The sequence below is a fragment of the Streptomyces sp. NBC_00597 genome, from assembly GCF_041431095.1.
GTDB lineage: Bacteria > Actinomycetota > Actinomycetes > Streptomycetales > Streptomycetaceae > Streptomyces.
The window spans coordinates 2,961,892-2,985,938 of the sequence record NZ_CP107757.1; the positions used below are offsets into that span (position 1 = coordinate 2,961,892).

Annotated in this window: 22 protein-coding genes; 9 read left to right on the top strand and 13 right to left on the bottom strand. The window is 74.0% G+C overall.

The annotated features are described in order from the left end of the window. Window positions 1–120 precede the first annotated feature (120 nt). The 3 genes from OG974_RS13150 to uvrB all read right to left on the bottom strand — a co-directional run bounded on the left by OG974_RS13150 (window position 121) and on the right by uvrB (window position 5,022). Window positions 121–2,124, bottom strand: coding sequence for a TerD family protein (locus OG974_RS13150; protein ID WP_371646544.1), 2,004 nt, complete (start codon window positions 2,122–2,124; stop codon window positions 121–123). Window positions 2,125–2,189: 65 nt separating this feature from the next. Beyond that, a complete protein-coding gene (locus OG974_RS13155) occupies window positions 2,190–2,768 on the bottom strand; it encodes a TerD family protein (protein ID WP_327282874.1) in 579 nt (192 codons plus the stop codon). Between the two features lie 85 nt (window positions 2,769–2,853). Then, on the bottom strand, window positions 2,854–5,022 hold the full coding sequence (gene uvrB, locus OG974_RS13160) for an excinuclease ABC subunit UvrB (RefSeq protein ID WP_371646546.1): 2,169 nt from the start codon (window positions 5,020–5,022) through the stop codon (window positions 2,854–2,856). A gap of 242 nt (window positions 5,023–5,264) precedes the next feature. Here uvrB and OG974_RS13165 point away from each other — a divergent pair, with 242 nt between their 5' ends. From OG974_RS13165 to OG974_RS13175, 3 genes are all read left to right on the top strand, one after another. Beyond that, a complete protein-coding gene (locus OG974_RS13165; protein WP_327282876.1) occupies window positions 5,265–6,203 on the top strand; it encodes a glycerophosphodiester phosphodiesterase family protein in 939 nt (312 codons plus the stop codon). Between the two features lie 54 nt (window positions 6,204–6,257). Further along, a complete protein-coding gene (locus OG974_RS13170) occupies window positions 6,258–6,821 on the top strand; it encodes a methylated-DNA--[protein]-cysteine S-methyltransferase (RefSeq protein WP_327282877.1) in 564 nt (187 codons plus the stop codon). Window positions 6,822–7,276: 455 nt separating this feature from the next. Next, window positions 7,277–8,470 carry an MFS transporter gene (locus OG974_RS13175; protein WP_371646810.1) on the top strand — a complete coding sequence of 398 codons (1,194 nt, stop codon included), beginning with the start codon at window positions 7,277–7,279 and terminating at the stop codon, window positions 8,468–8,470. On the opposite strand, the gene OG974_RS13180 is transcribed toward OG974_RS13175, so the two are convergent. Beyond that, window positions 8,460–8,822 carry a cupin domain-containing protein gene (locus tag OG974_RS13180; RefSeq protein ID WP_327282879.1) on the bottom strand — a complete coding sequence of 121 codons (363 nt, stop codon included), beginning with the start codon at window positions 8,820–8,822 and terminating at the stop codon, window positions 8,460–8,462. The two genes, OG974_RS13175 and OG974_RS13180, sit on opposite strands and share 11 nt — an antisense overlap. Window positions 8,823–9,266: 444 nt before the next feature. Between OG974_RS13180 and OG974_RS13185 the strand changes: the two genes are divergently transcribed. Both OG974_RS13185 and OG974_RS13190 read left to right on the top strand, forming a co-directional pair. Continuing rightward, window positions 9,267–10,193, top strand: a complete 927-nt coding sequence (locus OG974_RS13185; protein WP_327282880.1) for a pseudouridine-5'-phosphate glycosidase — start codon at window positions 9,267–9,269, stop codon at window positions 10,191–10,193. Further along, on the top strand, window positions 10,190–11,089 hold the full coding sequence (locus tag OG974_RS13190; protein WP_327282881.1) for a PfkB family carbohydrate kinase: 900 nt from the start codon (window positions 10,190–10,192) through the stop codon (window positions 11,087–11,089). The genes OG974_RS13185 and OG974_RS13190 overlap by 4 nt, the downstream gene beginning before the upstream one ends. Window positions 11,090–11,134: 45 nt before the next feature. Here the strand turns inward: OG974_RS13190 and OG974_RS13195 are convergent, their stop codons facing one another. Together OG974_RS13195 and OG974_RS13200 are read right to left on the bottom strand one after the other, a co-directional pair. Beyond that, complete coding sequence (locus tag OG974_RS13195) at window positions 11,135–11,800, bottom strand: hypothetical protein (RefSeq protein ID WP_327282882.1); 666 nt, start codon at window positions 11,798–11,800, stop codon at window positions 11,135–11,137. Between the two features lie 164 nt (window positions 11,801–11,964). Next, the gene (locus OG974_RS13200; RefSeq protein ID WP_327282883.1) at window positions 11,965–12,618 is read right to left on the bottom strand and encodes a uridine kinase; all 654 of its coding nucleotides are present in this window, start codon (window positions 12,616–12,618) and stop codon (window positions 11,965–11,967) included. Between the two features lie 91 nt (window positions 12,619–12,709). On the opposite strand from OG974_RS13200, the gene OG974_RS13205 reads away from it, so the two are divergent. Continuing rightward, window positions 12,710–14,155 (top strand): WGR domain-containing protein, encoded by a 1,446-nt coding sequence (locus OG974_RS13205; RefSeq protein WP_327282884.1) that lies wholly within the window; start codon window positions 12,710–12,712, stop codon window positions 14,153–14,155. Window positions 14,156–14,210: 55 nt separating this feature from the next. Here the strand turns inward: OG974_RS13205 and OG974_RS13210 are convergent, their stop codons facing one another. Continuing rightward, entirely contained in the window at window positions 14,211–14,621 is a 411-nt protein-coding gene (locus OG974_RS13210; RefSeq protein ID WP_327282885.1) for a cupin domain-containing protein, read from the bottom strand. A 151-nt stretch (window positions 14,622–14,772) separates the two neighbouring features. Between OG974_RS13210 and OG974_RS13215 the strand changes: the two genes are divergently transcribed. Then, the gene (locus OG974_RS13215; RefSeq protein ID WP_328762392.1) at window positions 14,773–15,531 is read left to right on the top strand and encodes a DUF2293 domain-containing protein; all 759 of its coding nucleotides are present in this window, start codon (window positions 14,773–14,775) and stop codon (window positions 15,529–15,531) included. Window positions 15,532–15,542: 11 nt separating this feature from the next. Here the strand turns inward: OG974_RS13215 and OG974_RS13220 are convergent, their stop codons facing one another. Then, window positions 15,543–16,268 carry a chaplin gene (locus OG974_RS13220; RefSeq protein ID WP_371646551.1) on the bottom strand — a complete coding sequence of 242 codons (726 nt, stop codon included), beginning with the start codon at window positions 16,266–16,268 and terminating at the stop codon, window positions 15,543–15,545. Window positions 16,269–16,395: 127 nt separating this feature from the next. Between OG974_RS13220 and OG974_RS13225 the strand changes: the two genes are divergently transcribed. Then, entirely contained in the window at window positions 16,396–16,944 is a 549-nt protein-coding gene (locus tag OG974_RS13225) for a hypothetical protein (RefSeq protein WP_327282887.1), read from the top strand. Here OG974_RS13225 and OG974_RS13230 read toward each other — a convergent pair. Beyond that, complete coding sequence (locus tag OG974_RS13230) at window positions 16,925–18,133, bottom strand: SWIM zinc finger family protein (protein ID WP_327282888.1); 1,209 nt, start codon at window positions 18,131–18,133, stop codon at window positions 16,925–16,927. The two genes, OG974_RS13225 and OG974_RS13230, sit on opposite strands and share 20 nt — an antisense overlap. Continuing rightward, window positions 18,130–20,985 carry a DEAD/DEAH box helicase gene (locus OG974_RS13235; RefSeq protein WP_371646554.1) on the bottom strand — a complete coding sequence of 952 codons (2,856 nt, stop codon included), beginning with the start codon at window positions 20,983–20,985 and terminating at the stop codon, window positions 18,130–18,132. Before OG974_RS13235 ends, OG974_RS13230 begins: the two co-directional genes overlap by 4 nt. 517 nt (window positions 20,986–21,502) lie before the next feature. On the opposite strand from OG974_RS13235, the gene OG974_RS13240 reads away from it, so the two are divergent. Next, window positions 21,503–21,763, top strand: a complete 261-nt coding sequence (locus OG974_RS13240; protein WP_327282890.1) for a DUF6343 family protein — start codon at window positions 21,503–21,505, stop codon at window positions 21,761–21,763. Window positions 21,764–21,809: 46 nt separating this feature from the next. Here the strand turns inward: OG974_RS13240 and OG974_RS13245 are convergent, their stop codons facing one another. The 3 genes from OG974_RS13245 to OG974_RS13255 form a co-directional block, all read right to left on the bottom strand. Next, complete coding sequence (locus tag OG974_RS13245) at window positions 21,810–22,217, bottom strand: tetratricopeptide repeat protein (RefSeq protein WP_327282891.1); 408 nt, start codon at window positions 22,215–22,217, stop codon at window positions 21,810–21,812. Window positions 22,218–22,283: 66 nt separating this feature from the next. Further along, a complete protein-coding gene (gene coaE, locus OG974_RS13250; protein WP_328762396.1) occupies window positions 22,284–22,958 on the bottom strand; it encodes a dephospho-CoA kinase in 675 nt (224 codons plus the stop codon). Window positions 22,959–23,043: 85 nt separating this feature from the next. Further along, the gene (locus OG974_RS13255; protein WP_327285608.1) at window positions 23,044–23,982 is read right to left on the bottom strand and encodes a PAC2 family protein; all 939 of its coding nucleotides are present in this window, start codon (window positions 23,980–23,982) and stop codon (window positions 23,044–23,046) included. Between the last annotated feature and the right edge of the window lie 65 nt (window positions 23,983–24,047).

A 24,047-nucleotide genomic window follows, 5' to 3' on the forward strand; every position in this document is an offset into this window, starting at 1 on the left:
CGTGGCCGCAGTGGTCCGTATTGACGGGTACGCCGTAGCAGGAAAGCAGGAATACTCCCCTCCGCAGGCTCCAGGTTACCCGTCAGACCCCGAAAAGGTAAAGAGAACGCCAAGGGCCGGTCATGGGCGGGCATTGCGCCGGGTCGCGGCGATCCGCTCCAAGGTCTGCTCCAGGACCCGGCTGCCCCGCGGCGGCAGGTCCGGTTCGAAGGTCCAGGCGTGGCCGACCCACGGGTCGGCGAGGTGGTTGTCCGGCACCGGCGACAGCCGCATCAGCGAGCGCCACAGCGGGTCCAGCAGCGGCCCGTACGCCGAGGCCTCGTCGCGGTCCGCCACCATCAGCAGGTGCACGCCGACCGCCGGACCCTCGTCGGCCAGGTACCGCAGCCGGGTGACGGCCCGGTCGTCGAAGCCGTGCGGGAAGTCGTGCACGATCAGCAACTGGTCGGCGGTGTCCACGTCGGCCGGCAGGTCCTCGGGGGCCCCGGCCCGCACGGCCATCTGTACGAGGTCCACCCGCCGGGTCAACTCCTCCAGGGTCCGGGTGACCCCGGCGGCCCCGGCGGCGGGCGGCCCGGCCAGCACCCCGGCCTCGACCAACGGCGCCAGGGAGGCGGCACCCGCCCCGGCAGCGTCGATGACGTGCACGGAGAACCGGTCGCCGGGATGGACCGCCAGCAGCCGGACCGCGTGGGCGACAGCCATGTCCATGGCGGCCCGGCGCAGCCGGTCGGTGTCCATCGTCATCGCGGCCTCGGAGCCGGTGCGGCCGTTGTCGATCCACAGCCCGCGCTCCAGCGGGACCCGCACCAGCATGGGGATGCGCAGGTCGGGCCGCTCGGGCAGGTGCAGATCGCCGAGGCGCAGGGCCATCGGCGCCTCTTCGGGGACCCCGTGACCGTGCCAGACGGGGTTGGCCCAGCGGGCGTACGCGGCCGGCAGCGCCGGCTCGACCACCTCGGACTCGGCGATCAGCTGGGCGAGGTCCCGATCGAGCACGGCCTTGGCCTGGGCGACGAGCTCGTCGTGGCGGGCCCGGGCCTCGTCGCGGGCGGCGTTGCCGGAGTCCCCGAGGCGGTGGCGGGGGTCGGACAGCGCCTCGTCGAGCTCGCGGTCCATCCGCGACTCGGCGAAGTCGCATGCACTGCGGTAGGCGGCCACCGTCCGGGCCAGGTCCTCGAACATGCCCCAGACCTGGTTGTAGAGCCGCTCCTCCATGGACCAGCCACTGGCGTCGCCCGCGACCGGGACGGGGGGCCGGCCGGGCTGCTCGGGCTCGGCGGCCCGCGGCGCCGGTTCCGGCGGCTCGGTGGTACTGCGGCGCCGGCGCGGGTGCACGTAGCTGAGCGTGGGCGGGCCCTCGTCCGAGTCCCCGGAGTCGGCGGGGGCGGGGCCCGGCGGACCGGGGTACGGGACTCCGGAGACCGGCACCGCGACCGGCTCCGGCTGCTCGGGGGCCGCCGGGGTCGTACCCGCCCCGGCGGACTGCGGTTGCGGGAGGCCGAGCGGCGCCCCGGGGGCGGCGTCGGCGGGCAGCGGTGCGGCGGGCAGCGCCGCGAGTGCGGCCCCGTCCGGCGCGACCGCGACCGCGTCCACGACGGCGGCGGCCAGCGCCATGGCGGCCGGTGCGCCCAGCCCGGCGTCGGCCAGCAGCGCGCCGAGCCCGTCGGCATACCCCTGGCCCACGGCGCGGACCTTCCAGGAGCCCTGGCGCCGGTAGAGCTCAAGGGCCACGACGGCGGTCTCGGATTCCAGGCCGGTCAGCGTGTACCCGGCGAGCTCTGCGCCCTCCGGGTCGGCCACGGCCACGTACGACGCGGGGGCCGCGCCGAACCGCGCCGGCCCGCCGGGCGGCAGGACGAGGAGCACCCCGAGCCGGTGCACGGCCGGGGCGACGGCGTCGAGGTCGACGGCGAAGCGGTGTTCGCCCGCCACCGCCTGCGGCACCTGGAGCCCGGGCAGGCTCCGGGCACCGGGGTGGGCCACCGACTCGGGGCCGGCCAGCCGGCCCGCGTCATCGCAGGCCGAGGCCAGGGCGAGCACGGGCGTACCCGCCGAGACCCTGATCTCCACCCGCGTCCGGGACAGGGGGTGGTTCTGCCCCCGGACCAGCTCGGCCGTCATCGTGCAGCCCTCCCCCGTGCCCTTGCGCTCGTTCGTGTCGTGTCAGGTCCTGCGGACCGGTCCGGTTACAGGTGCGGCAGGATCGCCGGCATCAGGTCCTGGAAGGTCCGGCCGTTGGCCGGGTTGCCGAGGGCCGTCATCTGCCAGCCGGCGCCGACGCGCGACACCTTCGCCATGATCTGCGCGGTGTACTGGCCGCCGCCGTCCAGCGTGTAGCGGGCCAGCTCCTGGCCGTTGGTCTCGTCGACGATGCGGCAGAACGCGTTCTGCACCTCCTGGAACGTCTGGCCGGTGAACGAGTTCACCGTGAAGACGATCTGGTCGATGTGCACCGGCACGCGCTGGAGGTCGACGAGGATCGACTCGTCGTCCCCGCCCTGGCCGGCGCCGCCGACGAGGTTGTCGCCGGTGTGCCGGACCGAGCCGTCGTCGCTCTGCAGGTGGCGGAAGAACACCACGTCCACCGGCTGCTTGTCGGCGAAGAGCACCGCCGACGCGTCCAGGTCGATCTCCCGGGTCCGCGAGCCGAACAGTCCGCGGCGCTTGGCCGCCTGCCAGCCGAGGCCCATCCGGACCGCAGTCAGCGTGCCCCCGTCCTGCTTCTGCAGACTGATGGCCTGACCCTTGGTCATGTTGACCGTCACGCGCTGTCCCCTCTCCATGGCCCGCCCCGTGTGGGTGCGCAGCTTGTACCTGCGGCTGACGCCAACCCTACTGACCGCCCCCGGGTCAGGCGAGGCCCGCTTCCTTCATCTGTCGAAGCTCCTTCTTCAGCTCGCCCACCTCGTCACGGATCCGGGCCGCGACCTCGAACTGGAGCTCGGCGGCCGCGCCGCGCATCCGCTCGGTCATCTGCTCGATGAGCGCCGCCAGTTCCTCGGCCGGACGGTCCGTCAGCACCGCGGCGTCCTTGGCGGCCTTGGCCGCCTTGGCCCCCTTGACCTGCTTGCCGCCAACGGTGACCTGGCCCGCCTTGACCACGCCGAGCGAGGGCACGGGAGCCTTGGCGCCCTTGCCGTCCTTCCCCTGGCGGTATCCGGTGCCGAGCAGTTGTTCGGTGTCCAGCTCCTCCCGGGCGATGGTGGCCACGATGTCGTTGATCTTCTTGCGCAGCGGCTGCGGGTCGATGCCGTTCGCCGTGTTGTACGCGATCTGCTTCTCCCGGCGCCGGTTGGTCTCCTCGATGGCCTTCTCCATCGCCGGGGTCATCTTGTCCGCGTACATGTGGACCTGGCCGGAGACGTTGCGCGCGGCGCGGCCGATGGTCTGGATCAGGGAGGTTCCCGAACGCAGGAAGCCCTCCTTGTCAGCGTCGAGGATCGCCACCAGCGACACCTCGGGCAGGTCCAGGCCCTCGCGCAGCAGGTTGATGCCGACCAGGACGTCGTACTCGCCGGCCCGCAGTTCGCGCAGCAGCTCGATCCGGCGCAGCGTGTCGACGTCGCTGTGCAGGTAGCGGACCTGGATGCCGAGCTCCAGGAAGTAGTCCGTGAGGTCCTCGGCCATCTTCTTGGTGAGGGTGGTGACCAGGACGCGCTCGTCCTTCTCCACCCGCTGCCGGATCTCGTGCACCAGGTCGTCGATCTGCCCCTCGGTGGGCTTGACGACGACCTCGGGGTCGATGAGGCCGGTGGGGCGGATGATCTGCTCCACGAAGCCGTCGCCGCGGGAGAGCTCGTACTTGCCCGGGGTGGCGGACAGGTAGACCGTCTGGCCGATCCGCTCCTGGAATTCCTCCCACTTCAGCGGCCGGTTGTCGAGGGCGGACGGCAGCCGGAAGCCGTGGTCGACCAGGGTGCGCTTGCGCGAGGCGTCGCCCTCGTACATCGCGCCGATCTGCGGGACGGTGACGTGCGACTCGTCGATGACGAGGAGGAAGTCCTCGGGGAAGTAGTCGATGAGGGTGTTGGGCGCGGAGCCGCGCTCGCGGTCGTCCATGTGCAGCGAGTAGTTCTCGATGCCGGAGCAGGACCCGATCTGGCGCATCATCTCCAGGTCGTACGTGGTGCGCATGCGCAGCCGCTGCGCCTCCAGCATCTTGCCCTGCTTCTCCAGCTCGGCGAGGCGCACGGCCAGCTCCGCCTCGATGCCGCGGACCGCCTTCTCCATGCGCTCGGGTCCGGCGACGTAGTGGCTGGCGGGGAAGACGTACAGCTCGCGGTCCTCGCTGATGACCTCGCCGGTCAGCGGGTGCAGGGTGGACAGGGCCTCGATCTCGTCCCCGAACATCTCGATGCGGACGGCCAGTTCCTCGTAGACCGGGAAGATCTCGATGGTGTCGCCGCGCACCCGGAAGGTGCCGCGGGTGAAGGCCACGTCGTTGCGGGTGTACTGGATGTCGACGAAGCGGCGCAGCAGCTGGTCCCGGTCCATCTCCTCGCCGACCTTGAGGGGGACCATCCGGTCGACGTACTCCTGCGGGGTGCCGAGGCCGTAGATGCAGGACACGGAGGCGACGACGATCACGTCCCGCCGGGTGAGGAGCGAGTTGGTCGCGGAGTGGCGCAGCCGCTCCACCTCCTCGTTGATCGAGGAGTCCTTCTCGATGTAGGTGTCCGACTGCGGTACGTAGGCCTCGGGCTGGTAGTAGTCGTAGTACGAGACGAAGTACTCGACGGCGTTGTTCGGCAGGAGCTCGCGGAACTCGTTCGCCAGCTGGGCGGCGAGCGTCTTGTTCGGCGCCATCACCAGGGTCGGACGCTGGAGCTTCTCGATCATCCAGGCCGTGGTCGCCGACTTGCCGGTGCCGGTGGCACCCAGCAGGACGACATCCTTCTCACCTGCACGGATGCGCTTCTCCAGCTCGGCGATGGCCGCCGGCTGGTCGCCGCTGGGCTGGTAGGGGCTGACGACCTCGAAAGGCGCCACCGTGCGTTCGATCTTGGATACAGGCCGCATGACTCCACCGTACGACCCCCCACTGACACTCACGCGGCCGCTCGGGGCCGCGGCGGCCCCGGCAGGTCCGGCGGGCGGGGTGGAAGTCCTCCTTTCTGGTCCGTTTGTCGTAGTTCGGTGGCGGCCCGGTGATCTTCAACCGCATGATCGCCGTAGAGGTCCCCGTGAAGTGCATCGCCGCAACTTCTGCCATTCCGCACGCGTCTGACGCAGGAACAGGGCTCCCGAACCGAGGAGAACGCATGTACGTCCGACCCGCCGCCGCGGCCACCGCCGCATTCCTGGGCTTCACCCTGACCCTGCTGGGCGGGACGGCCTCGTCCGCCGCCACCGGCCCCACCGGCTCCACCTCCCCCACCGGCTCCACCGGCCCCGCAGGCTCCCCGGGGGTGCTCGGCCCCGTCGTGTACGCCCACCGGGGGGCTTCGGCCTACGCCCCGGAGAACACGCTCCCCGCGATCGACCTCGCGATGCGACTGGGCTTCGCCTGGGTCGAGAACGACGTCCAGCGCACCAAGGACGGCGAGCTGGTCGTGATCCACGACGACACCCTGGCCCGCACCACGGACGTCGAGCAGGCGTTCCCGGACCGCGAGCCCTGGCGGGTCAAGGACTTCACCGCCGCGGAGATCGCCACGCTCGACGCGGGCAGCTGGTTCGGCGAGCAGTTCGCCGGCACCCGGGTGCCGACCCTGCGCGAGTACCTCGACCGGGTGCAGCGCAACCGTGAGCGGCTGCTGCTGGAGATCAAGAAGCCCGAGCTCTACCCGGGGATCGAGCAGCAGACGCTCCAGGTGCTGGACGATGCCGGTTGGCTCGACGAGGACCACGTGCAGCGCCGTCTGGTCGTGCAGAGCTTCAGCGCCGATTCCGTACGCGTCGTGCACGGGATGCGCCCGGACCTCGTGACGGCGTTCCTGGGCACCCCGACCGTCGCCGATCTGCCGAAGTACGCCGAGTTCACGGACCGGATCAACCCGTGGCACACCACCATCTCGGCCGACTGGGTGGCGGCGGTGCACGGCCTGCTGGGCGCCCACGGCAAAGCGATGGAAGTGGACACCTGGATCGTCGACGACGCGGCGACGGCGCGGAAGGTACAGGGGATGGGCGTGGACGGGATCATCACCAACGCCCCGGACGTCGTACGGGACGCGGTGCTCGGGAGCTTCGTGTCCTGAGCCGCCCCGCGGCGGGCCGCCCGGGCTGTCGTACCCGCCCCGTACGGTGGAGGGGTGGACAGCACCGAGCGGCCCCGCGGGCCGCACCTCGAATGGACCGTCGTCGCCAGCGACATCGGGCCCCTGCTCCTGGCCGCGACCCCGGAGGGTCTGGTCCGGGTCGAGTTCCATGCCGGACCGGACCGCGTCGACAAGATGATCGGCTCCCTCGTCTCCCGGCTGGGCGCCGACGCCTGGCGTCCGGCACCGGGCCGGGAGGTACTGCTGGCCGAGCCGATACGCCAGCTGTCCGCGTACTTCGCGGGCTCGCTCAAGCGCTTCGAGCTGCCGCTGGACTGGCGGCTCAGCTCCGGCTTCAACCGGCAGGTGCTCCAGGAACTCGACCGCTCGGTGCCGTACGGGGCGGTCGTCGGGTACGGGGAGCTCGCGGCCCGGGTCGGCCAGCCCGGCGCGGCCCAGGCCGTGGGCAACGCCATGGGGTCGAACCCGCTGCCGCTGGTGGTGGCCTGCCACCGGGTCGTGGAGAACGACGGGGGGATCGGCGGCTTCGGCGGCGGGGTGGAGACCAAGCGGACCCTGCTCGCACTGGAGGGCGTGCTGCCGCAGCCCCTGTTCTGACGGGCGCCCCGCGGTGCGCATGCGGATCGCGGGTGGCGCGCGGGCCGGGGGCGCGGGGCCGCGGGCCGCGGGGCGGGGTCCCCGCGGGCCGGGGTCCGGGGCTGGGGGTGCGGGGCTGGGGGTGCGGGGCGGGGGGTGCGGGGCTGGGGGTCCGGGGCGGGGGGTCCGGGGCGGGGGGTGCGGGGCTGGGGGTGCGGGGCGGGGGGTGGGGGCTGGGGGTCCGGGGCTGGGGGTGCGGTCCCCGTTCCGTCGGACGGTAAGGGGTGGGAAACTGCCGCGGTGACTACTCCTACCGCCTCCGGCCGTACCGCGCCCGGACACCGCCCCGCGCCGCCGCGACGGGGGTGTACGGCGTGACCGCCGCACCCGGCACCGACCGGCCCGCCCCGCCCGCCGCCCCCACGGACCTGCCCCGGCTCCAACGCCGCACCTCCGGAGTGCTGATCGCGAGCCAGATGCTGGGCGGCCTCGGCGTGCCCATCAGCATCGCCCTGGCCCCGGTCCTCGCGACGCAGGTCAGCGGCACCGAGGCACTGTCCGGCTTCGCCTCCACCGCCGCCGTCATCGGCACCGCGGCGGTCTCCCTGCCGCTCGCCGCCCTGATGACCGCGCGCGGCCGCCGCCCGGGACTGGTCCTCGGCTACGGGATCGGCGCCGCCGGTGCGGGGCTGGTGGTCCTCGCCGCCATGATCAAGAGCTTTCCGTTGCTGATGCTCGGCATGGCCGCCTTCGGAGCAGCCTCCTCCGCCAACCTCCAGGCGCGGTTCGCGGCCGCCGACCTCGCCGCCCCGGACCGCCGGGCCCGAGCCGTCGCCGTCGTCGTCTGGGCCTCGACCCTCGGCGCGGTGCTCGGCCCCAACCTCTCCGCCCCGGCCGGCCGCAGCTTCGCCGGGACCTCCATACCCGAGACGGCGGGCCCGTTCGTCTGGGCCGGCGCCGTCTTCGTCCTCACCGGCACGCTGATCGGCGTGTTCCTGCGGCCCGACCCGCTGCTGACGGCCCGGGCGCTGGCCGAGCCCGCGGAGCAGAGCCCGGGCGCCCGCTCGCTGCGCGCCGGGTTCGCGGCGGTCAAGTCCTCCCCGCGGGCGCGCCTCGCCCTGGTCACCGTCGCCGTCTCCCACACCGCCATGGTCTCCATCATGGTGATGACCCCGGTCGACCTGGGCCACCACGGCGCCGGCCTGGAGCTCGTCGGCCTGGTGATCAGCGGTCACATCGCCGGCATGTTCGCCTTCTCGCCGGTCATGGGCTGGCTCGCGGACCGGGTCGGCAGGCTGGCGGTCATCGGCCTGGCGGCCGGCCTGCTGTCGCTCGCCGCCCTGCTCGCCGGCACCGCCGGGCCGAGCCACGCGCAGAGCGCTCTCGGCCTGTTCCTGCTCGGCCTCGGCTGGTCCGCCGGCATGGTCTCCGGCTCGGCCCTGCTCACCGACTCGGTGCCGCAGGCCGCGCGGGCCGCCGTACAGGGCTTGAGCGACCTCACGATGAACACCTGCGCGGGTGTGGGCGGCGCGGCCGCCGGCGTGGTCATGTCCCACGCGGGCTACGGCTGGCTGAACGCGATCGGCGCGGGTCTGCTGCTGCCGATGGCGGCGCTGGCCCTGTTCACGGCGCGCCGCCACCCGGCCGCCGCTCCTGCCGCTAGCAACTGATGTGGTAGGCCTTGCGCAGCGTCTCGTGGACGGTCCAGGTGGTCTTGTCGCCCTCCCTGAGCACACAGGCGGAGCCGGGACCCACCTCCAGCGTCTCGCCGCCCTCGACCTCGATGGTGGCGCGGCCGCTGACCACGACGAACAGCTCGTTCGCCTCGGTGTCGGTGACCACGCCCGGGGTGATCTGCCAGATGCCGCGCAGCTGCTTGCCGTCGGGGGACTCCCACAACACCTTGCCCGTCACGACGGGTTCGCCGGAGAGGATCTGGGCGGGATCGAGGTCCTCGACCTCCAATGCGACGTCCGGTACGGATACGGCGAACGACGCGGGGCCGTGTTCACTGGTGCTCATGCCGAGTCACCCTAATCCGGCCGTCCGGCGCGGCGGGGTGACCAGAACGTCCAGGTTCCGCCCGCCCGAGGGGTCAACCTGTCCAGCCCGTCCCGCATCCAGGGCCCGGGCCGCCGGGGCGCGGCACCCGTAGGGTTTCGGCCAGACCCGGTGGGCCGGCGGCCCGGGCGGTCGGGCCCGGCGTCCGGGTCCCGATCCCGCAGGCGTCGTCGAGCACGTGGTGCGGGACGGCGCCCGGGAGTGCGGTGAGCAGCCCGTTCAGCGCCCGGCCCCGGCGGGCGCTGCCCGCGTCGCGGCCCGCGGGCGGGAGGTCGTACCGGTCGGCGAGCCACTCGGGGAGGGCGTGCGTGTCCCGGGGGTGCGTGGGGCGACGCTACTCGGACAGGTTGGGAAGGCGGGCCGGGAGCGCGTTTGGGGGCGCACATCCGGTGCCATGGATGGGACATGCACACATCACCCGAGGTCCCCGTCCTGTCCGAAGAGGTCCGCGAGGCGCTGGAGCGGGGCCGTCCCGTCGTGGCCCTGGAGTCGACGATCATCGCGCACGGCCTGCCCCGCCCCCGCAATCTGGCCGTGGGCGCGGAACTGGAGGCGCTGGTGCGCGCCGAAGGTGCGGTTCCGGCCACGATCGCGGTCGTCGACGGCGTGGCGTACGCGGGCCTCGACAAGGCGCAGCTGGAGCGGATCGCCGGCGGCGAGGGCGTGCGCAAGCTCGGCCACCGGGATCTTGCGCCCGCGCTCGCGACGGGCGCGACCGGGGCGACGACGGTGTCCGCGACGGCGCTCCTGGCCGCGCGGGCCGGGCTGCGGGTCTTCGCCACGGGCGGGCTGGGCGGCGTGCACCGGGAGTACGCGCAGACGCAGGACGAGTCGGCGGACCTGGCGCTGCTGGCACGGACGCGGATCACGGTGGTGTGCGCGGGGGTGAAGTCGATCCTGGACGTGCCTGCGACGCTGCAGCGGCTGGAGACGCTCGGGGTGGGGGTGCTGGGTTACGGGACGGAACGTTTCCCCGGGTTCTACCTCTCCAGTTCCGGTGAGCCGGTGGACTGGACCGTCCACCGGCCGGAGGAGGTGGCGGCGGTGATGGCCGCTCAGGACGCCGTCGGCGGACCGGATGCGGCACTGCTGGTGGCGAATCCGGTGGCGGAGGCGGAGCAGTTGGATCCGGACCTGCACGACCGGGTCCTGGCCGAGGCCCTCGAAGAGTGCCACGAGAGGGGGATCACGGGGCAGGCGGTGACGCCGTTCCTGCTGGGGTTCCTGGTACGGGCGACGGGCGGGGCCTCACTGGAGGCCAACCTGGCGGCGGTGCGGGGCAACGTGACGCTCGGGGCCAGGATCGCGGGGGCCTGGGCGGCCCGCCCGTGACGGCGTACGGGGCCCTGCTGGTCGTCGGGGACGTGGTGACGGACGTGGTGGCGGTCCATCCGGAGCCACTGGCTCCGGCCACGGACACGGCTGCCCGGATCCGCACCCTGCCGGGCGGCGCCGGGGCCAACGCGGCCTGCTGGGCGGTCCACGCGGGGGCGCCGGAGGTACGCCTCCTCGCGCGGGTCGGCACCGAATCGGCCCGGTGGCACGAGCAGTCCCTGCGGGACTCGGGGGTGCGGCCGCAGCTGGTGGTCGATCCGGCCGAGCCGACCGGAACCGTGGTGGTGCTGGTCGGCAAGGACGCGGAGCGGACCTTCTTGACCGACAGCGGCGCCGCGCTGCGGCTCTCCCCGGAGGACTGGGCCCCGGCCCTGCTGGACGGGGCGGCCCATCTGCACCTGTCCGGCTACCTCTTCTTCGCCGACACCAGCCGTGAGCTGGCCCGGATCGCGCTGCGGGCGGCGCGGGCCCGTGGGGTGCCGGTGAGCGTGGACCCGGCCTCGGCGGGATTCCTGGTCGCGCTGGGTCCGGAGCGCTTCCTCGACGCCGTGGCGGGGATCGGCGTACTGCTGCCCAACGAGGAAGAGGCGCGGCTGCTGGCCGGGCTGCCGCAGTCGGCGGGGGCGGCACGGGCGGCGGCGGAGCTGAGCCGGCGGGTTCCGCTGGTCGTGGTCACCCGGGGTGCGGCGGGGGCGCTGGTGGCGGAAGGGGGCCGGGTGATCGCCGAGGTGTCGGCGGAGTCGGCCGACGCGGTGGACTCGACGGGCGCCGGGGACGCGTTCACCGGCGGGTTCCTGGCGGCCCGCCTCGCGGGCGCAGACCCGACGGAAGCCGCCGGGGCCGGGTGCCGTGCGGCCGCGCAGGCGGTCACCCGGCTGGGCGGGCGTCCGTAGGCCCCGGGCAGCGGCGGGCGGCGGGCGGCGGGCGGCGGGCGGCGGCTACGGGATGTACTCCTCCTGGCCGAGGGTCTCGATCATGCCCCTGTGGTTCACGTTGTAGTGGAACACCAGGCCCTCGTTCGGATGGGTCTCCAGCCACGAGGTGAGCTCGTGCGCGGTGATCGGCTTGCTCACGGAACCGGAGAGGATGGGGGCCATGGCAGTGATCTCGGCGTCGTCGGCGACCGGGATGTAGGTCTCCTCGCCGACCGTCACGAAGGGCGTCGTTCCTCCGGGCACGGGGCAGCCCCAGTTCCCGTGCTTGACGATCAGGCTGAGGGCGCCGCCCTCGGGGGTGTAGCGGTAGACGGCGATCTCATCCGGCGAGACCGGCGACTTGGGGGCGCAGGTGGGCCCGGGAGCGGGCGGCTTCGGCTTGGCCGCGGTGGTGGCGGTCGGGGCCGGCTTCTTCGAGGCGGCGGGTGTGGACGGGGTCGCCGCGGGTGTGGACGGGGTCGCCGCGGCTGTCGGGGCGGAGGAGACGGAAGTGGCCGACGGGGTCGCCGCGCTCGCGCCGGGGGTGGTACCGGCGGCTCCCGCTCCCGCGGCGCCGTCGTCGCCGTTGCAGGCCGTGAGGGCCAGGGTTCCGCACAGCACCAGAGCGGCGGCGCAGGCTTGCCGCCGCAGCCGTCTCGGACCCTGAACCGCTCTGCCGCGTCCGTCCATCGCCGTCTCCCTCTGCCAAGGCGCCACCGGATGGCCGCCGTCGAAGCGTGCCGTCAACGTAGCGCCGCGTTCCGGCCCGCGGCGATGGCCGGATCCCGTTCGTCACGGAGCCGGGATGGCGCTGTTGCGGATCCCGGACGTCCGTGACGGGGCGGGCCCTCAGGTCAGCCGGTGGGGCCGGTGAGACCGGTCCAGGCGGGGTGGCGGGGGTCGTCGGCCCGGACCACCGCGTCGGACCGGGCCGCGGGGTCGGTCTCCGCCTCGTAGCGGGCGAAGGCGGGCAGGGTCCAGCGGGCGGACTCCTCGGTGCGGCGGGCCAGCGCCCCCGGGGAGAGCCGGATGTGCACGCTGAGGTCGAAGGGGAACCAGTGGCCCAGCAGCAGCGGGCCGTGCACGACCACCACGCCGCCCGGCGGGAGTTCGGCGTACGGACTGCGGGTCGCCCGGTCGGTCACCGGGTCCCAGAGGTCGGGCAGCACCCGGCCGGTGCCGCCGGGATCGGTCGGGCCGAACACCTCGCGCCACAGCGCGGCGGTGTCGTACCAGCCACCGAGGTAGGAGTCCACGTCCTCGCGGCCGAACTCGAAACGCAGGGAGGCCGGCCGCAGGAATCCCCCGGCGGGGACCACGAGGACCGGGCGGCTGCGCAGCCGCAGCGCGTCGGCGAGGAGGCCGGCGAGGACGTCGGTGCCTGCGGCGGGCGCGCCGTCGATGCCCACGCGCTGCCAAGTCCCGGTTCCGGTGGAGGTCTTGTGTTCGTCCAGATGACCGGCGAGTCGCTCGGCCATCCGCTGCCATGTGATCGCTTCCAGCTGCACGGGCCCATTGTCAGTGGTCGGCCTTAGCGTTTTTCACGAGGGATCACCGGCGGGAAGGAGCCGTTGGCCCGACCTTGGGGAGGGGTCTGTCATGGCTCGCGAGACGACGTATCTGGAACTGTCGCAGGACGGCGGCGGGGCGCACAAGTTCTACGAGGTCACCGTGGACGGCACGGCCGTCTCGGTGCGGTACGGGCGCATCGGCGCGGACGGCCAGCTGCAGAGCTCGTCGTTCCCGACCGTCGAGAAGGCCCGGGCAGCCGCCGCCAAGAAGATCGGCGAGAAGGTCCGCAAGGGGTACGTGCCGGCCGTGGTCGGTCAGCGCGCGCCCCGTTCAGTGACGCGCCGCCAGGTCGCCTCGGCGCCGTCGACGGCGCGTGCGGTGGCCCCGGTGCTGTGGCGGTTCCGTACGGGCTCCTCGGCGTTCGGGATCCATGTGGACGAGGACCGCTGCTGGGTGGGGAACCAGGCGGGGGACGTCTACACGCTGAGCCACGCGGGCGAGGTACTGGCCCGGTACTCGCTGCCGGACGGGGTGAAGTGCCTGGTGGCGGACGACTTCTGGATATACGCGGGCTGTGATGACGGCACGGTGTACGACCTGTCCTCGAAGGTGCCGTTCGGCGCCTACGACATCGCGGCGGACGTGGACATCTTCTGGCTCGACATCCACGAGGGCGTACTGAGCGTGTCCGACTGCAACGGCGGTCTGACGGTCATCGACCACGAGGACGAGTTCCAGTGGTCGCGGCGGTCGTCGGGCGCCAACGCGTGGATGGTCCGGGCGGACGAGCGGGCGGTCTACCACGGGCACAACAAGGGCGTGACGGCGTACGCGGCCGACGGCGGGGCGCAGTTGTGGCACCGGCCGACCAATGGGAACGTGCTCTTCGGTTGGCAGGAGGACGACGCGGTCTACGCGGGCACCGGACGCCACACCGTGCAGCGGCTGTCGAAGGCGACGGGCGCCGAGGAGGCCTCGTACCGTTGCGATTCCGCCGTGTACGCGTGCGCGACCTCGCCGGACGGGCGGCACGTTTTCGCCGCCGACAACGCCGCCTCGGTGTACTGCTTCGACGCCGACGGGCGGCGGGTGTGGAAGCTGGGCACGGGAGGCGGTTCGGCCCTGTCCATGCAGTACCTGGACGAGCGGCTGTACCTGGTCACCACGGACGGGTCCCTGATCTGCATGGACGCGAGCGAGACGGCGATCCTCGCGGCCCAGCGGGGCTCGGTGCCGACCGCCGTGGATGTGAAGTCGGCAGCTGCGCTGCCCGTGTTCACGCCGGCGGCTTCCGCCTCGGCGGTGGCGACGGTCTCGGTGTCGGCGGCGCCCGCGGACGGCGTGGTCGTGGAGTGCGTGCAGCGGGGCGGCCGGGTCCGGGTGCAGGTGGTGTCGGGCGGCTTCGAGCCCTCGTGGAACGTGCAGTTCCCGCGCGGGATCCGGGAGCCGGGGGCCCGGTACGTGGTGGACGGGCTACACGCGGCCTCGGGAGGTTTCTACCGGGTGCGCGGGGAGATACGCCGCCTGGTCTGAGCGGGGTAGTTCGCAGGAGTCCGGTTCGCGGAAGGCCGTTTCACAGGGGGCGGGTTCACAGGAGCAGGCCCCGGCAGGCGCACGGGGTGGCGCCGGGCGGGGCGTCCGCGGGTATGGAGAAGGCTTCGCCCTCAGCGAGCGTGCAGGTCACGTACAGCACGACCGGCACGGTGCCGAGGTTGCGGCCGAGGTGGAGGTGCTCGATGCCGGGCGGCTCGACGAAGCTGGTCCCGGGCCGGTGCACGACGGTCGAGTTGTCGTACAGGATCCGGGTCAGCGTCCCGGACTTGACGAGCGCGATCAGCGGAACGCGGTGGAAGTGCCAGCCGGTGCAGGCACCGGGCTCTATGACGACCTCGCGGCCGGCGAGATGCTGCGCCGCGCCTTCCGCGCCTTCTGCCGCTGCTGCGACTTCCGCGATTTCCGCGGCTCTCACGAGCCGTGCCGTCGTCTGCCGTCCAGCCATGTGTGCGCCCCTCCCCCACGGGCATCACGGCCCTCCGCAGCCCCGACGCCCCACCGTAAGGGACTTCCGGACATCCAGCGAGAGTTGGTGGAACCCGGATCGCCCTTCGTGGCGAGGTGATAAGCCGACCGGACGGCGGTATCACCTCGTCATGAGCCTCGTGGTGTTCGAGTCGCAGAAGCAGATCCACTGCGCGCAGTGCCGCCAGGGGCCGCTGCGGCATCTCGTCCGCGAGGCCGGCGTGCCCCGCTGCCTGGACTGTGCCGACCTCGGACACCTGGTCTACCTACCGCGCGGCGATGCCGCGCTCACCCGGCGGGCCCGGGAGGGCAGTTCGCTCTGCGCCGTCGTCGTCCGCTTCAACAAGCGGCGGCGGCGCTACGAGCGCCAGGGGCTTCTGGTCGAGGACCCCGCGCTGGAGCGCGCTGAGCGCGCCTGCCTCGCGGACGCCGAGGCCCGGGCCCGCCGCCGGGAGCGGGACCGGCTGCGCCGCACGGTCGAGGACACCCGGTTCACCGCGGCCTTCGCCGCGGAGATCCGGCGGCTGTTCCCCGGCTGCCCGGCCGAACGGGCTGCGGCGATCGCCGGCCATGCCTCGGTGCGCGGCAGCGGCCGGGTGGGCCGTACGGCGGCCGGCCGGGCCCTGGACGAACAGGCGGTGTCGATGGCGGTCCGGGCGGCGGTGCGGCACGCCGACACCGAGTACGACGCCCTGCTGATGGCGGGCATCCCGCGGTTCGCGGCCCGGGCCCGGCTGGCGGCGCGGATCGACGCGATCCTGCGCGGCTGGCGCACGGCTCCGCCGCCCCCGCCCACTTCCCCACCGGACTCCTCGCCGTGCCCGCCCGTTTCCGTGCCGGCGCCCGCCTTCGCGCCCGCGGGCGGGTCCGGGTCGGGGTCGGGCCCCTAGCCTGCGGCCTACTACCGCAGGCGGAAGCGGCGGTAGAGCAGCACGCCGCCGAGTAGCATCCCGCCGCCGCCGGGCAGCAGGTAGCCGACTCCGTCGGAGCCGGTGTGGGCGAGCGCCGGGCCGTGCTGCGGCGGCGCGGCCGGGGTGACGGGCGGGGTGACGGGCGGGGTGACGGGCTGCTCGACGACGGGCGTCTGCGGCTGCGGCTGCGGCGGCTTGCCGCCTCTGGGCACGTCACCGTTGACGGAGGTGTTGCCGGCGGCGCTGTTGCCGATTCCGACGACGTTGACCGAGTTGCCGCTGAGGTTGACCGGGACATCGACCGGGAGGTGGATCCCGTTGCCGGACAGCAGCCCGGGCGAATCCTTTCCGTGCCCCTCGGCGTGGGCTCCCCCGCCCGAGCGGGTCCCGTTGCCGGCCGCGCTCCCGGATCCCGGTTGCGACGGATGCGAGGACACCGTCCCCGAACGCCCGTCGCCGCTGCGGCCGGAGTCGTTGGTACAGCGGTTGCCCGCGACCGAGTTGAGCAAGCCGATCACGCTCACGGTGTTACCGCACACGTTCACCGGGGTGTGCACCGGCAGTTGCACCAGGTTCCCGGACAGCAGCCCCGGCGAACGCTCGGCCGTCCCGCCCGCGTCCGCATCGGCGTAGGCGAATCCGCTGACACCCGCGGCCGCCAGTCCACCGCCCGCAACCACCGCCGCGATCAAGCCATTACGACGACTGTGTCGCATCAGTTTCCCTGCCTTCCGGAGGAGTTCGCGGGTGTTGCACCCGCACCGGAAACAACGCGGTAAACCCATTCGGGTTATAGAGCCGGTAGGCATTTCACCCCATCGTGTACTGGGTACTGCCTACTTCATGACTGATCGCCCGCTCCTGCTCCTCGACGTGGACGGCCCCCTCAACCCCTTCCGGTCCCGACTGGCGGGCCTGCGGGGATACACGAGTCACCGGATGCGTCCGGCCGACTGGATGTCCCACCAGGACCCGGACTCGCGCACCGCCCGGCGCGGGCTGCGGGTCCGCCTGCACCCCGCGCACGGTGCCCGTCTGCTGGCCCTGCCCTTCGAACTCACGTGGGCCACCGCCTGGATGCACCAGGCCAACACGATGATCGCCCCGCACATCGGACTACCCGCCGACCTTCCCGTGATCGAGTGGCCGGAACTGTTCGCCGACGACCCCGACGGTCTGTTCTGGAAGACCCGACCGCTCCTCGACTGGGCAGCGGGCCGCCCCTTCGCCTGGGTCGACGACATGATCACCCCGCAGGACCGCGCCTGGATCGCGGCCCACCACCCGGCCCCGGCCCTCCTCCTGCGCATCCACGCCCGCCACGGTCTGCGCGAGCGCGACTTCACCACGTTGACGCGGTGGGCGGCGGAAGTCAGTGGCGCAGGGCGGTGAGCGGGTCCGGGGACGGTTTCCCGGTGGGCCACCAGTCCTCGGTGTCCGGGCGGGACTCGTAGGCGTACCAGAGGCCGTCGCGGCCCAGCCTGAGCTGGCGGGTGTGCGCGGTGAGGCGGTTGTGCTCGGGGCGGAAGGCGCCCTGCGACGCGGCGAGGAGTGCCGGGCGAGCCCGGTCGAAGGGGCCCGCCGGGGGGTCCCAGGGCTCTTCGAGCGCGGCGAGCGCGGGCCGCCCGCCCTGGCGCCAGGCCGCGGCGGCCCGGGCGAGGTCGGTGGTGGTGCGGCCGGTGGCGCGGGCCAGGTCCCGGTAGAGGGTGCGGGCCGCCCCGGTGAGGCCGGCGGTGTGGTGTGCGGAGGCCAGGCGGACGGCGTCCTGCCACAGGGTGAGGCCGGCGATCGGGTCCTCGGCGGTGGTGAGCAGCGCGAGGGCGCGGGCGGCGGCGTCCGTGGCGAGCTGGTCCAGGGCCAGCGGGTCTGGGGCCGCCGGGTCGGCCGGGTAGGCGGGCGGGAGGCCCGCGGCGGCGGGCGCGGCCAACGGGGCCGGCAGCGGCGGCAGGCCGGTGGTGCGGGCCAGCACGGCGCGGGCCGGCACGCCGGGGAAGTCCGATGCGGTGTCGGGCTGTTCGCGGGCGGCGTGGGCGGCATTGCGGCGGGTCAACTCATCGAGGAGTTCCCGCTCGCCCCGGCCGCGCAGGAGCAGCAGTACGAACGGCTCCTCGTCGATGAGGCGGGCCGCCCGGTAGCAGAGGGCCGCGGCGTGCTTGCAGGGCGGACGGGCGGTGTCCGGGCAGGAGCAGCGCGGGACGAGCTCGCCCGCACCGGGCAGGAGCCTCTGCGCCAGGGACTGCGGAACCTCTCGCTCAAGCAGGCTCGCGAGGGCCGTGGGGTCGCCGGCCAGCGCCTCCAGGAGTTCGCTCCACTCGGTGTCGGAGAGGGGGCTCAGGGCCAGCTCCGTGCGGTACGGGCGGGCCCGGCTGCCCCGCACGTACGCCACGATCCGGCCCGGGGTGACGGTGACCGCCTGGACATGGCCCTCGGAGGCGTACGCACCGCCCCGGGCCAGGCGGGCCGGGTCGCGGGACACCGCTTCGAGCGCCGACACCCAGGCCCTGCCCCACCAGCTGGCGGCCTGCGCCCCGGCGGGCACGGTCTCGAAGGTGCGGCGGCGGTCGTCGCGCGCGGTGATCATGCGGGCCTCCGCAGGGAGACGAGGTCGGCCAGCTCGCGGTCGGTCAGCTCGGTCAGCGCCGATTCGCCCGAGCCGAGCACGGCGTCGGCCAGGGCCCGCTTCGCCTCCAGCATCTCGGCGATCCGGTCCTCCACGGTGCCCTCGGCGATGATCCGGTGGACCTGCACGGGCTGGGTCTGGCCGATCCGGTAGGCGCGGTCGGTGGCCTGCTCCTCCACGGCCGGGTTCCACCAGCGGTCGAAGTGGATGACGTGCCCGGCTCGCGTGAGGTTGAGCCCGGTGCCCGCCGCCTTCAGCGAGAGCAGGAAGACGGGGACTTCGCCGGACTGGAAGCGGTCCACGAGCTCCTCGCGGCGCGCCACCGGGGTTCCGCCGTGGAGCAGCTGGTGGTCGATGCCCCGGGCCGCCAGGTGCCGTTCGATGATCCGGGCCATCGTCACGTACTGGGTGAAGACCAGCACCGAGCCGTCCTCCGCGAGGATCGTGTCCAGCAGCTCGTCCAGCAGGGCCAGTTTGCCCGAGCGGTGCGGGATCCGGGGCTGCTCCTCCTTCAGGTACTGCGCGGGGTGGTTGCAGATCTGCTTGAGCGAGGCCAGCAGCTTCATGATCATGCCGCGCCGCTCGATGCCCTCGCTCGCCTCGATCACGGCCATCGCCTCGTCCACCGCGGCCTGGTACAGCGAGGCCTGCTCGCGCGTGAGGGAGACCGGATGGTCGGTCTCCGTCTTCGGGGGCAGCTCGGGGGCGATCCCCGGGTCGGACTTCTTGCGCCGCAGCAGGAACGGCCGTACGAGCGCGGCCAGCCGGGCGACCGCCGCCTCGTTGCCGCCGTCCTCCTCCTGCTGGTGCTCCACCGGGCGGGCGTGCCGGGCCCGGAACGCCGTCAGCGGGCCCAGCAGCCCCGGCGTGGTCCAGTCGAGCAGCGCCCACAGCTCGGAGAGGTTGTTCTCCACCGGGGTGCCGGTGAGCGCCACGCGGGCCGGCGCCGGGAGCGTGCGCAGCGCCTTCGCCGTCGCCGAATGCGGGTTCTTCACGTGCTGCGCCTCGTCGGCGACGACCATGCCCCAGGGCTGCTCGGCCAGCCGGGCGGCGCTCGCGCGCATCGTCCCGTACGTGGTGAGCACGAAGCCGCCGGCCAGGCCGTCGAGGCTGCGGCTGCCGCCGTGGAAGCGGCGCACGGCGACCCCGGGCGCGAACTTCTCGATCTCCCGCTGCCAGTTGCCCAGCAGGGACGCGGGGCAGACGACGAGCGTCGGCTCGGGGCGGTCCCGGTGCAGGTGCAGCGCGATCAGCGTGACCGTCTTGCCCAGGCCCATGTCGTCGGCGAGGCAGCCGCCGAGGCCGAGCGATGTCATCAGGTCCAGCCAGGCCAGGCCGCGGGCCTGGTAGTCGCGCAGGGTGGCCTTGAGCCCGGCGGGCTGCGGCAGCAGGGCCTGCTCGCCGGTCAGCCGGTCCCGCAGGGCGGCCAGCGCCCCCACCGGGACCGCCGCGACCGGCTCACCCTCCACCTCGGCCGTCCCCGTCAGTACGGTGGCCAGCGCATCCACCGGGTCCAGCAGCCCCAGCTCCCGCTTGCGCGCCTTGCGCACCAGCTCGGGGTCGACGCGCACCCACTGGTCCCGCAGCCGCACCACGGGCCGGTGGGCCTGCGCCAGCGCGTCCATCTCGCCGGGGGTGAGCCGGTCGCCGCCCAGTGCGAGCTCCCAGGAGAACGCGAACAGGTGCTGGGCGTCGAAGAAGGCCGTGCCGTCGGTGGCGGAGCCCGGCGCGGTGGACCGTACGACCGCGGTGGCGGACAGCGTACGGGCGAGCTCGCGCGGCCAGTGGACCAGGACGCCGGCGGCCGCCAGCCGGCCCGCGGCCCTACCCAGCAGGTCTTCGAGCTCGGGGTCGGAGAGGGCCAGGGCATCGGGGACGGGCTGGTCCAGCAGGCGCAGTAGCGGCGGCCAGATCCGGGCGGCCCGGCGCAGCGCCAGGACGGCGTCGATCCGGGCGCGCGGCCCGAAGCCGGCGGCGGCCGCTCCGGCCCACAGCAGCCCGGCGTCGGTGACGAGGGTGGGATCGGCGAGGCTGTGCACCTGGACGACGGCGGCGCCCGCCCGCCGCGTGTCCTCCTCCTCCGCCTCGTCGAACAGGCGGAAGGAGGACAGGTCGAGCCGCAGCGAGATCCCCACCCCGGCATCGGCGCCGGCCGCGACCTGCGCGGCCCAGTCCTGTATCCCGGGCACCCGCTGCGGCTCCCGCGCGGCGAACGGCCGCCCGGCGGCCACCGGCGCGGCCGGGGTACGGGGCAGGCAGTCGGCGACGGCATCGAGGAACGCCCGGACCAGGGCCTCCGGTTCGGGCAACTGGAGCGGGCGGCGCCCGGCCAGGGGGGTGGCGTACCCCTCGTGCGGGAGTGCGGCGGCCACCGCGCGCAGGTGACCGATGTCCTCGGCGTCGAGCGGGCCGGCCCGCCAGGCGTCGATCCCCTCGGGGGTGACCCCGGGAAGCAGCCGGCCGCGGGCGACCAGCACGAGCCCGTGGCGGGCGGCGGTGCCCCAGGCGCGGGTGGCCGGATGCGTGCCGGCGCCGAGCGGGGCACGGGCGAGCAGGGGCAGGGCGTCGGCCACGGAGAGGCCGAGGGAGGGGACGGTACGGGTGCGGACGCCCTGGCCGTGCGGCCGTACGACCGTGAGCGTCCCCGGGGTGCCGGCCGGGGGCTCGGGGAGGGCGTCCCCGCCGGGTGACCAGAAGGCGATGCGGGCCTCGCGGGGGACGGCGGCGGGGAGGAACACGGCGGGGTACCGCAGGAGCACGTCCAGCGGCTGCGGCGGTGTCACGGTGTCGCCTCCCCTCCCCCTCGGTGCCATCGGGCCAGACCGGTCCGCCCGTCCCCCGAAGTCTAGGCGCGGACACTGACAACGCCGCTGAGCTGCACGGATGCCGACCCCGCGGCCCGGAATGCCGGGTCGCCGGGTGCCGGGGCGCCGTGGCGCCGAAGTGCCGGAGTGCCGAAGTGCCGGAGTGCCCTGGCGCCGAGGTGCCGGGGCGCCAGGTCGCCGGAGTGCCAGGGCGCCGGGTCGCCGGAGTGCCGGATCGCCAAGGTGCAAGGATGCCAAGGCGCAAGGGCGCCGGGTCGCCAGGTCGCCGGGACGCCGGGACGCCGGGACGTCAGGTCTCCAGGTCTCCAGGTCGCCAGGACGCCGGGACGCCAGGACGCCAGGGCGCCGGGTCTCCAGGACGCCAGGACGCCAGGGCGCCGGGACGCCAGGGCGCCGGAGTGCCGGGGTGCCGCCTGCACGTGCCGCCCCGTCCCCCTGACGGCCCCGCCACCGCGCCTGCGCGCCACGGCCCCGCCGGTGGGACCATGGACCTGAGGCGATGGCCATGCGTTCCGGGAACGAGCCGGTGACTGCCCGCAGTGCGCTGCGGCTGCGGTTCTGGCTGAGCCTGTGGGGGCTCGTCTGGGCCGTCGCCGGGACGGCCGCGTTCTCCCTGGTCGGCCGTCCCGGGTGGGCGGCCGCATGCGGGGCTGTCGCCGTGCTCGCGCTCGTGGACCTGGTCGTGGTCCTGCACCACATCCACCAGGGCCCGCACTACCAGCCGGGCCGGGACGTCCCCCCGTACGAACCCCCGCACGGCCGGTGAGGCAGGGCCGGTGAGTCAGGGCCGGTGAGTCAGGGTCCGGGCCGGCCTACTCCTCGAAGCGGGCCGCCGCCAGGTAGTCGGGCCGGGGGTCGAGCGCCGCCGCGAGCCGGAAGTGCTTGCGCGCCTGCTCGGGCCGGCCGGAGCGCTCGTGGGTGCGGGCCAGCGCGAAGTGCGCGAAGGCGTTGTCCGGCTCCCGCTCCAGCACCAGCTCGAACTCCAGCTCCGCCGGACGCAGTTGGGCGGCGGCGAAGAAGGCGCGGGCCCGCAGCAGCCGGGCCGCCGTGTTCTCCGGGTGGGCGGCGATGACCGAGTCGAGCAGCTTCACGGCACCCCGCGGGTCCCGCGCGGCCAGCAGCTGCTCGGCGGCCCGGTAGTCGATGACGTGGGTTTCCGGGGACGAGCCGGACGGTGGAGGCGGCGGTGCCGGTATGGGCGGCGGCGTGGTGTCGGACACGGTCTGTTCCTTCCCTCTGCAGGCGCGTTCAACGCCCCGCGCCCCGCCCGCTATTCCATGTGCACGTCAGGCCTCGGGGCCACCGGCGGCATCCGTGGCACCGGCTGCATCCGTGGCACCGGCCGTACCGGTGGCGGCGCCGGCGGCCGCCTCCCGCTCCATGAGCTCCGCCCACACCGTGCGCACCTGCGGCTCCAGGGCCTCCAGCGGCCCGTCGTTGTCGATCACGAGGGTGGCCACCGCCAGCCGCTGTTCGCGCGTGGCCTGCGCGGCCATCCGGGCCCGCGCCTCGTCCTCGGCCATCCCGCGCAGCGCGGTCAGCCGGGCCAGCTGCGTCGCGGGCGCGGCGTCCACCACGACCACCAGGTCGTACAGCGGCGCCAGGCCGTTCTCGGCGAGCAGGGGTACGTCGTGCACGACGATCGCGTCGGGCCCCGCTGCGGCCTCCAGCTCGGCCGACCGGGCCCCGACCAGCGGGTGCACGATCGCGTTGAGGGTCTGCAGCTTCGCCGGGTCGGCGAACACGATCGACCCGAGCTTCGGCCGGTCCAGCGTCCCCCCGGCGGTCAGCACGGACTCCCCGAAGGCCGCCACGACGGCCGCGAGCCCGGGCGTACCGGGTTCCACGACCTCCCGCGCGATGCGGTCGGCGTCCACGACGACCGCCCCGTACCCCGCCAGCAGCCGCGAGACCTCGCTCTTGCCGGCACCGATTCCGCCTGTCAGGCCCACCTTCAACATGCCCAGCAGACTAGACCCCGCGCCCCGGCCCCCGTACGGCCCCCTGCCCCTCGGCCCCTCGGCCCCTCGGCCCCAGGGGTGTCCCTCAGCCCTCGCCCTCGCGCTCCGCCAGGAACCGCTCGAACTCGCGGCCGATCTCGTCCGCCGAGGGGATCTCCTGCGGCTCGGCGATCATGTTGCCCCGCGTCTCGGCGCCGGCCGCCGCGTCGTACTGGTGCTCCAGCCCCTGCACCAGGGCGACCAGTTCCTCGTCGCCCTCGCGGATCTGCCGGTCGATCTCCGTCTGGGTGCGGTGCGCCTCGGTGCGCAGCGCGTGCGCGACCGCCGGCAGGACCAGCCCGGTCGCCGCCGTGATCGCCTCCAGCACCGTCAGCGCGGCGTCCGGGTACGGGGAGCGCGCCACGTAGTGCGGGACGTGCGCGGCGACACCCAGTACGTCGTGCCCGGCCTGGCCGAGGCGGAACTCCACCAGGGACTCCGCGCTGCCCGGCACCTGGGCCTCGTCGAACGGGCTGCGGTGCCCCGGCATGAGGTCGGTCCGGTTGCCGTGCGGGGTGATCCCGACGGGCCGGGTGTGCGGGACGCCCATCGGGATGCCGTGGAAGTTGACGGAGAGCCGGACGCCGAGGCGTTCGACGATCTGCCGCACGGCAACCGCGAAGCGCTCCCACTCGACGTCCGGCTCGGGGCCGGAGAGCAGGAGGAACGGCGCGCCGGTGGCGTCCTGGACGAGGCGCACCTCAAGCCGGGGTTCCTCGAACTCGGTCCAGTGGTCGCGCTGGAACGTCAGCAGCGGGCGCCGGGCGCGGTAGTCGACCAGGCGGTCCGCGTCGAACCGGGCCACGACCTGGTGGGGCAGCGTGTCGAGCAGCCGCTCCACGATCTGCTCCCCGGCCTCACCTGCGTCGATGTACCCCTCGAAGTGGTAGAGCATGACCAGCCCGGCCGAGTCCTGGGCGAGCGCCAGGTCCGCCACTGCCAGGCCCTTGGCATCCCATTCGTACAAACCTTGTGGATCGAGCACCGTCACCACTCCTCCTCGCCGTCTTCTCTGCGCTCAACGTCCAAGACGGCTGCCCCATTCCCCAG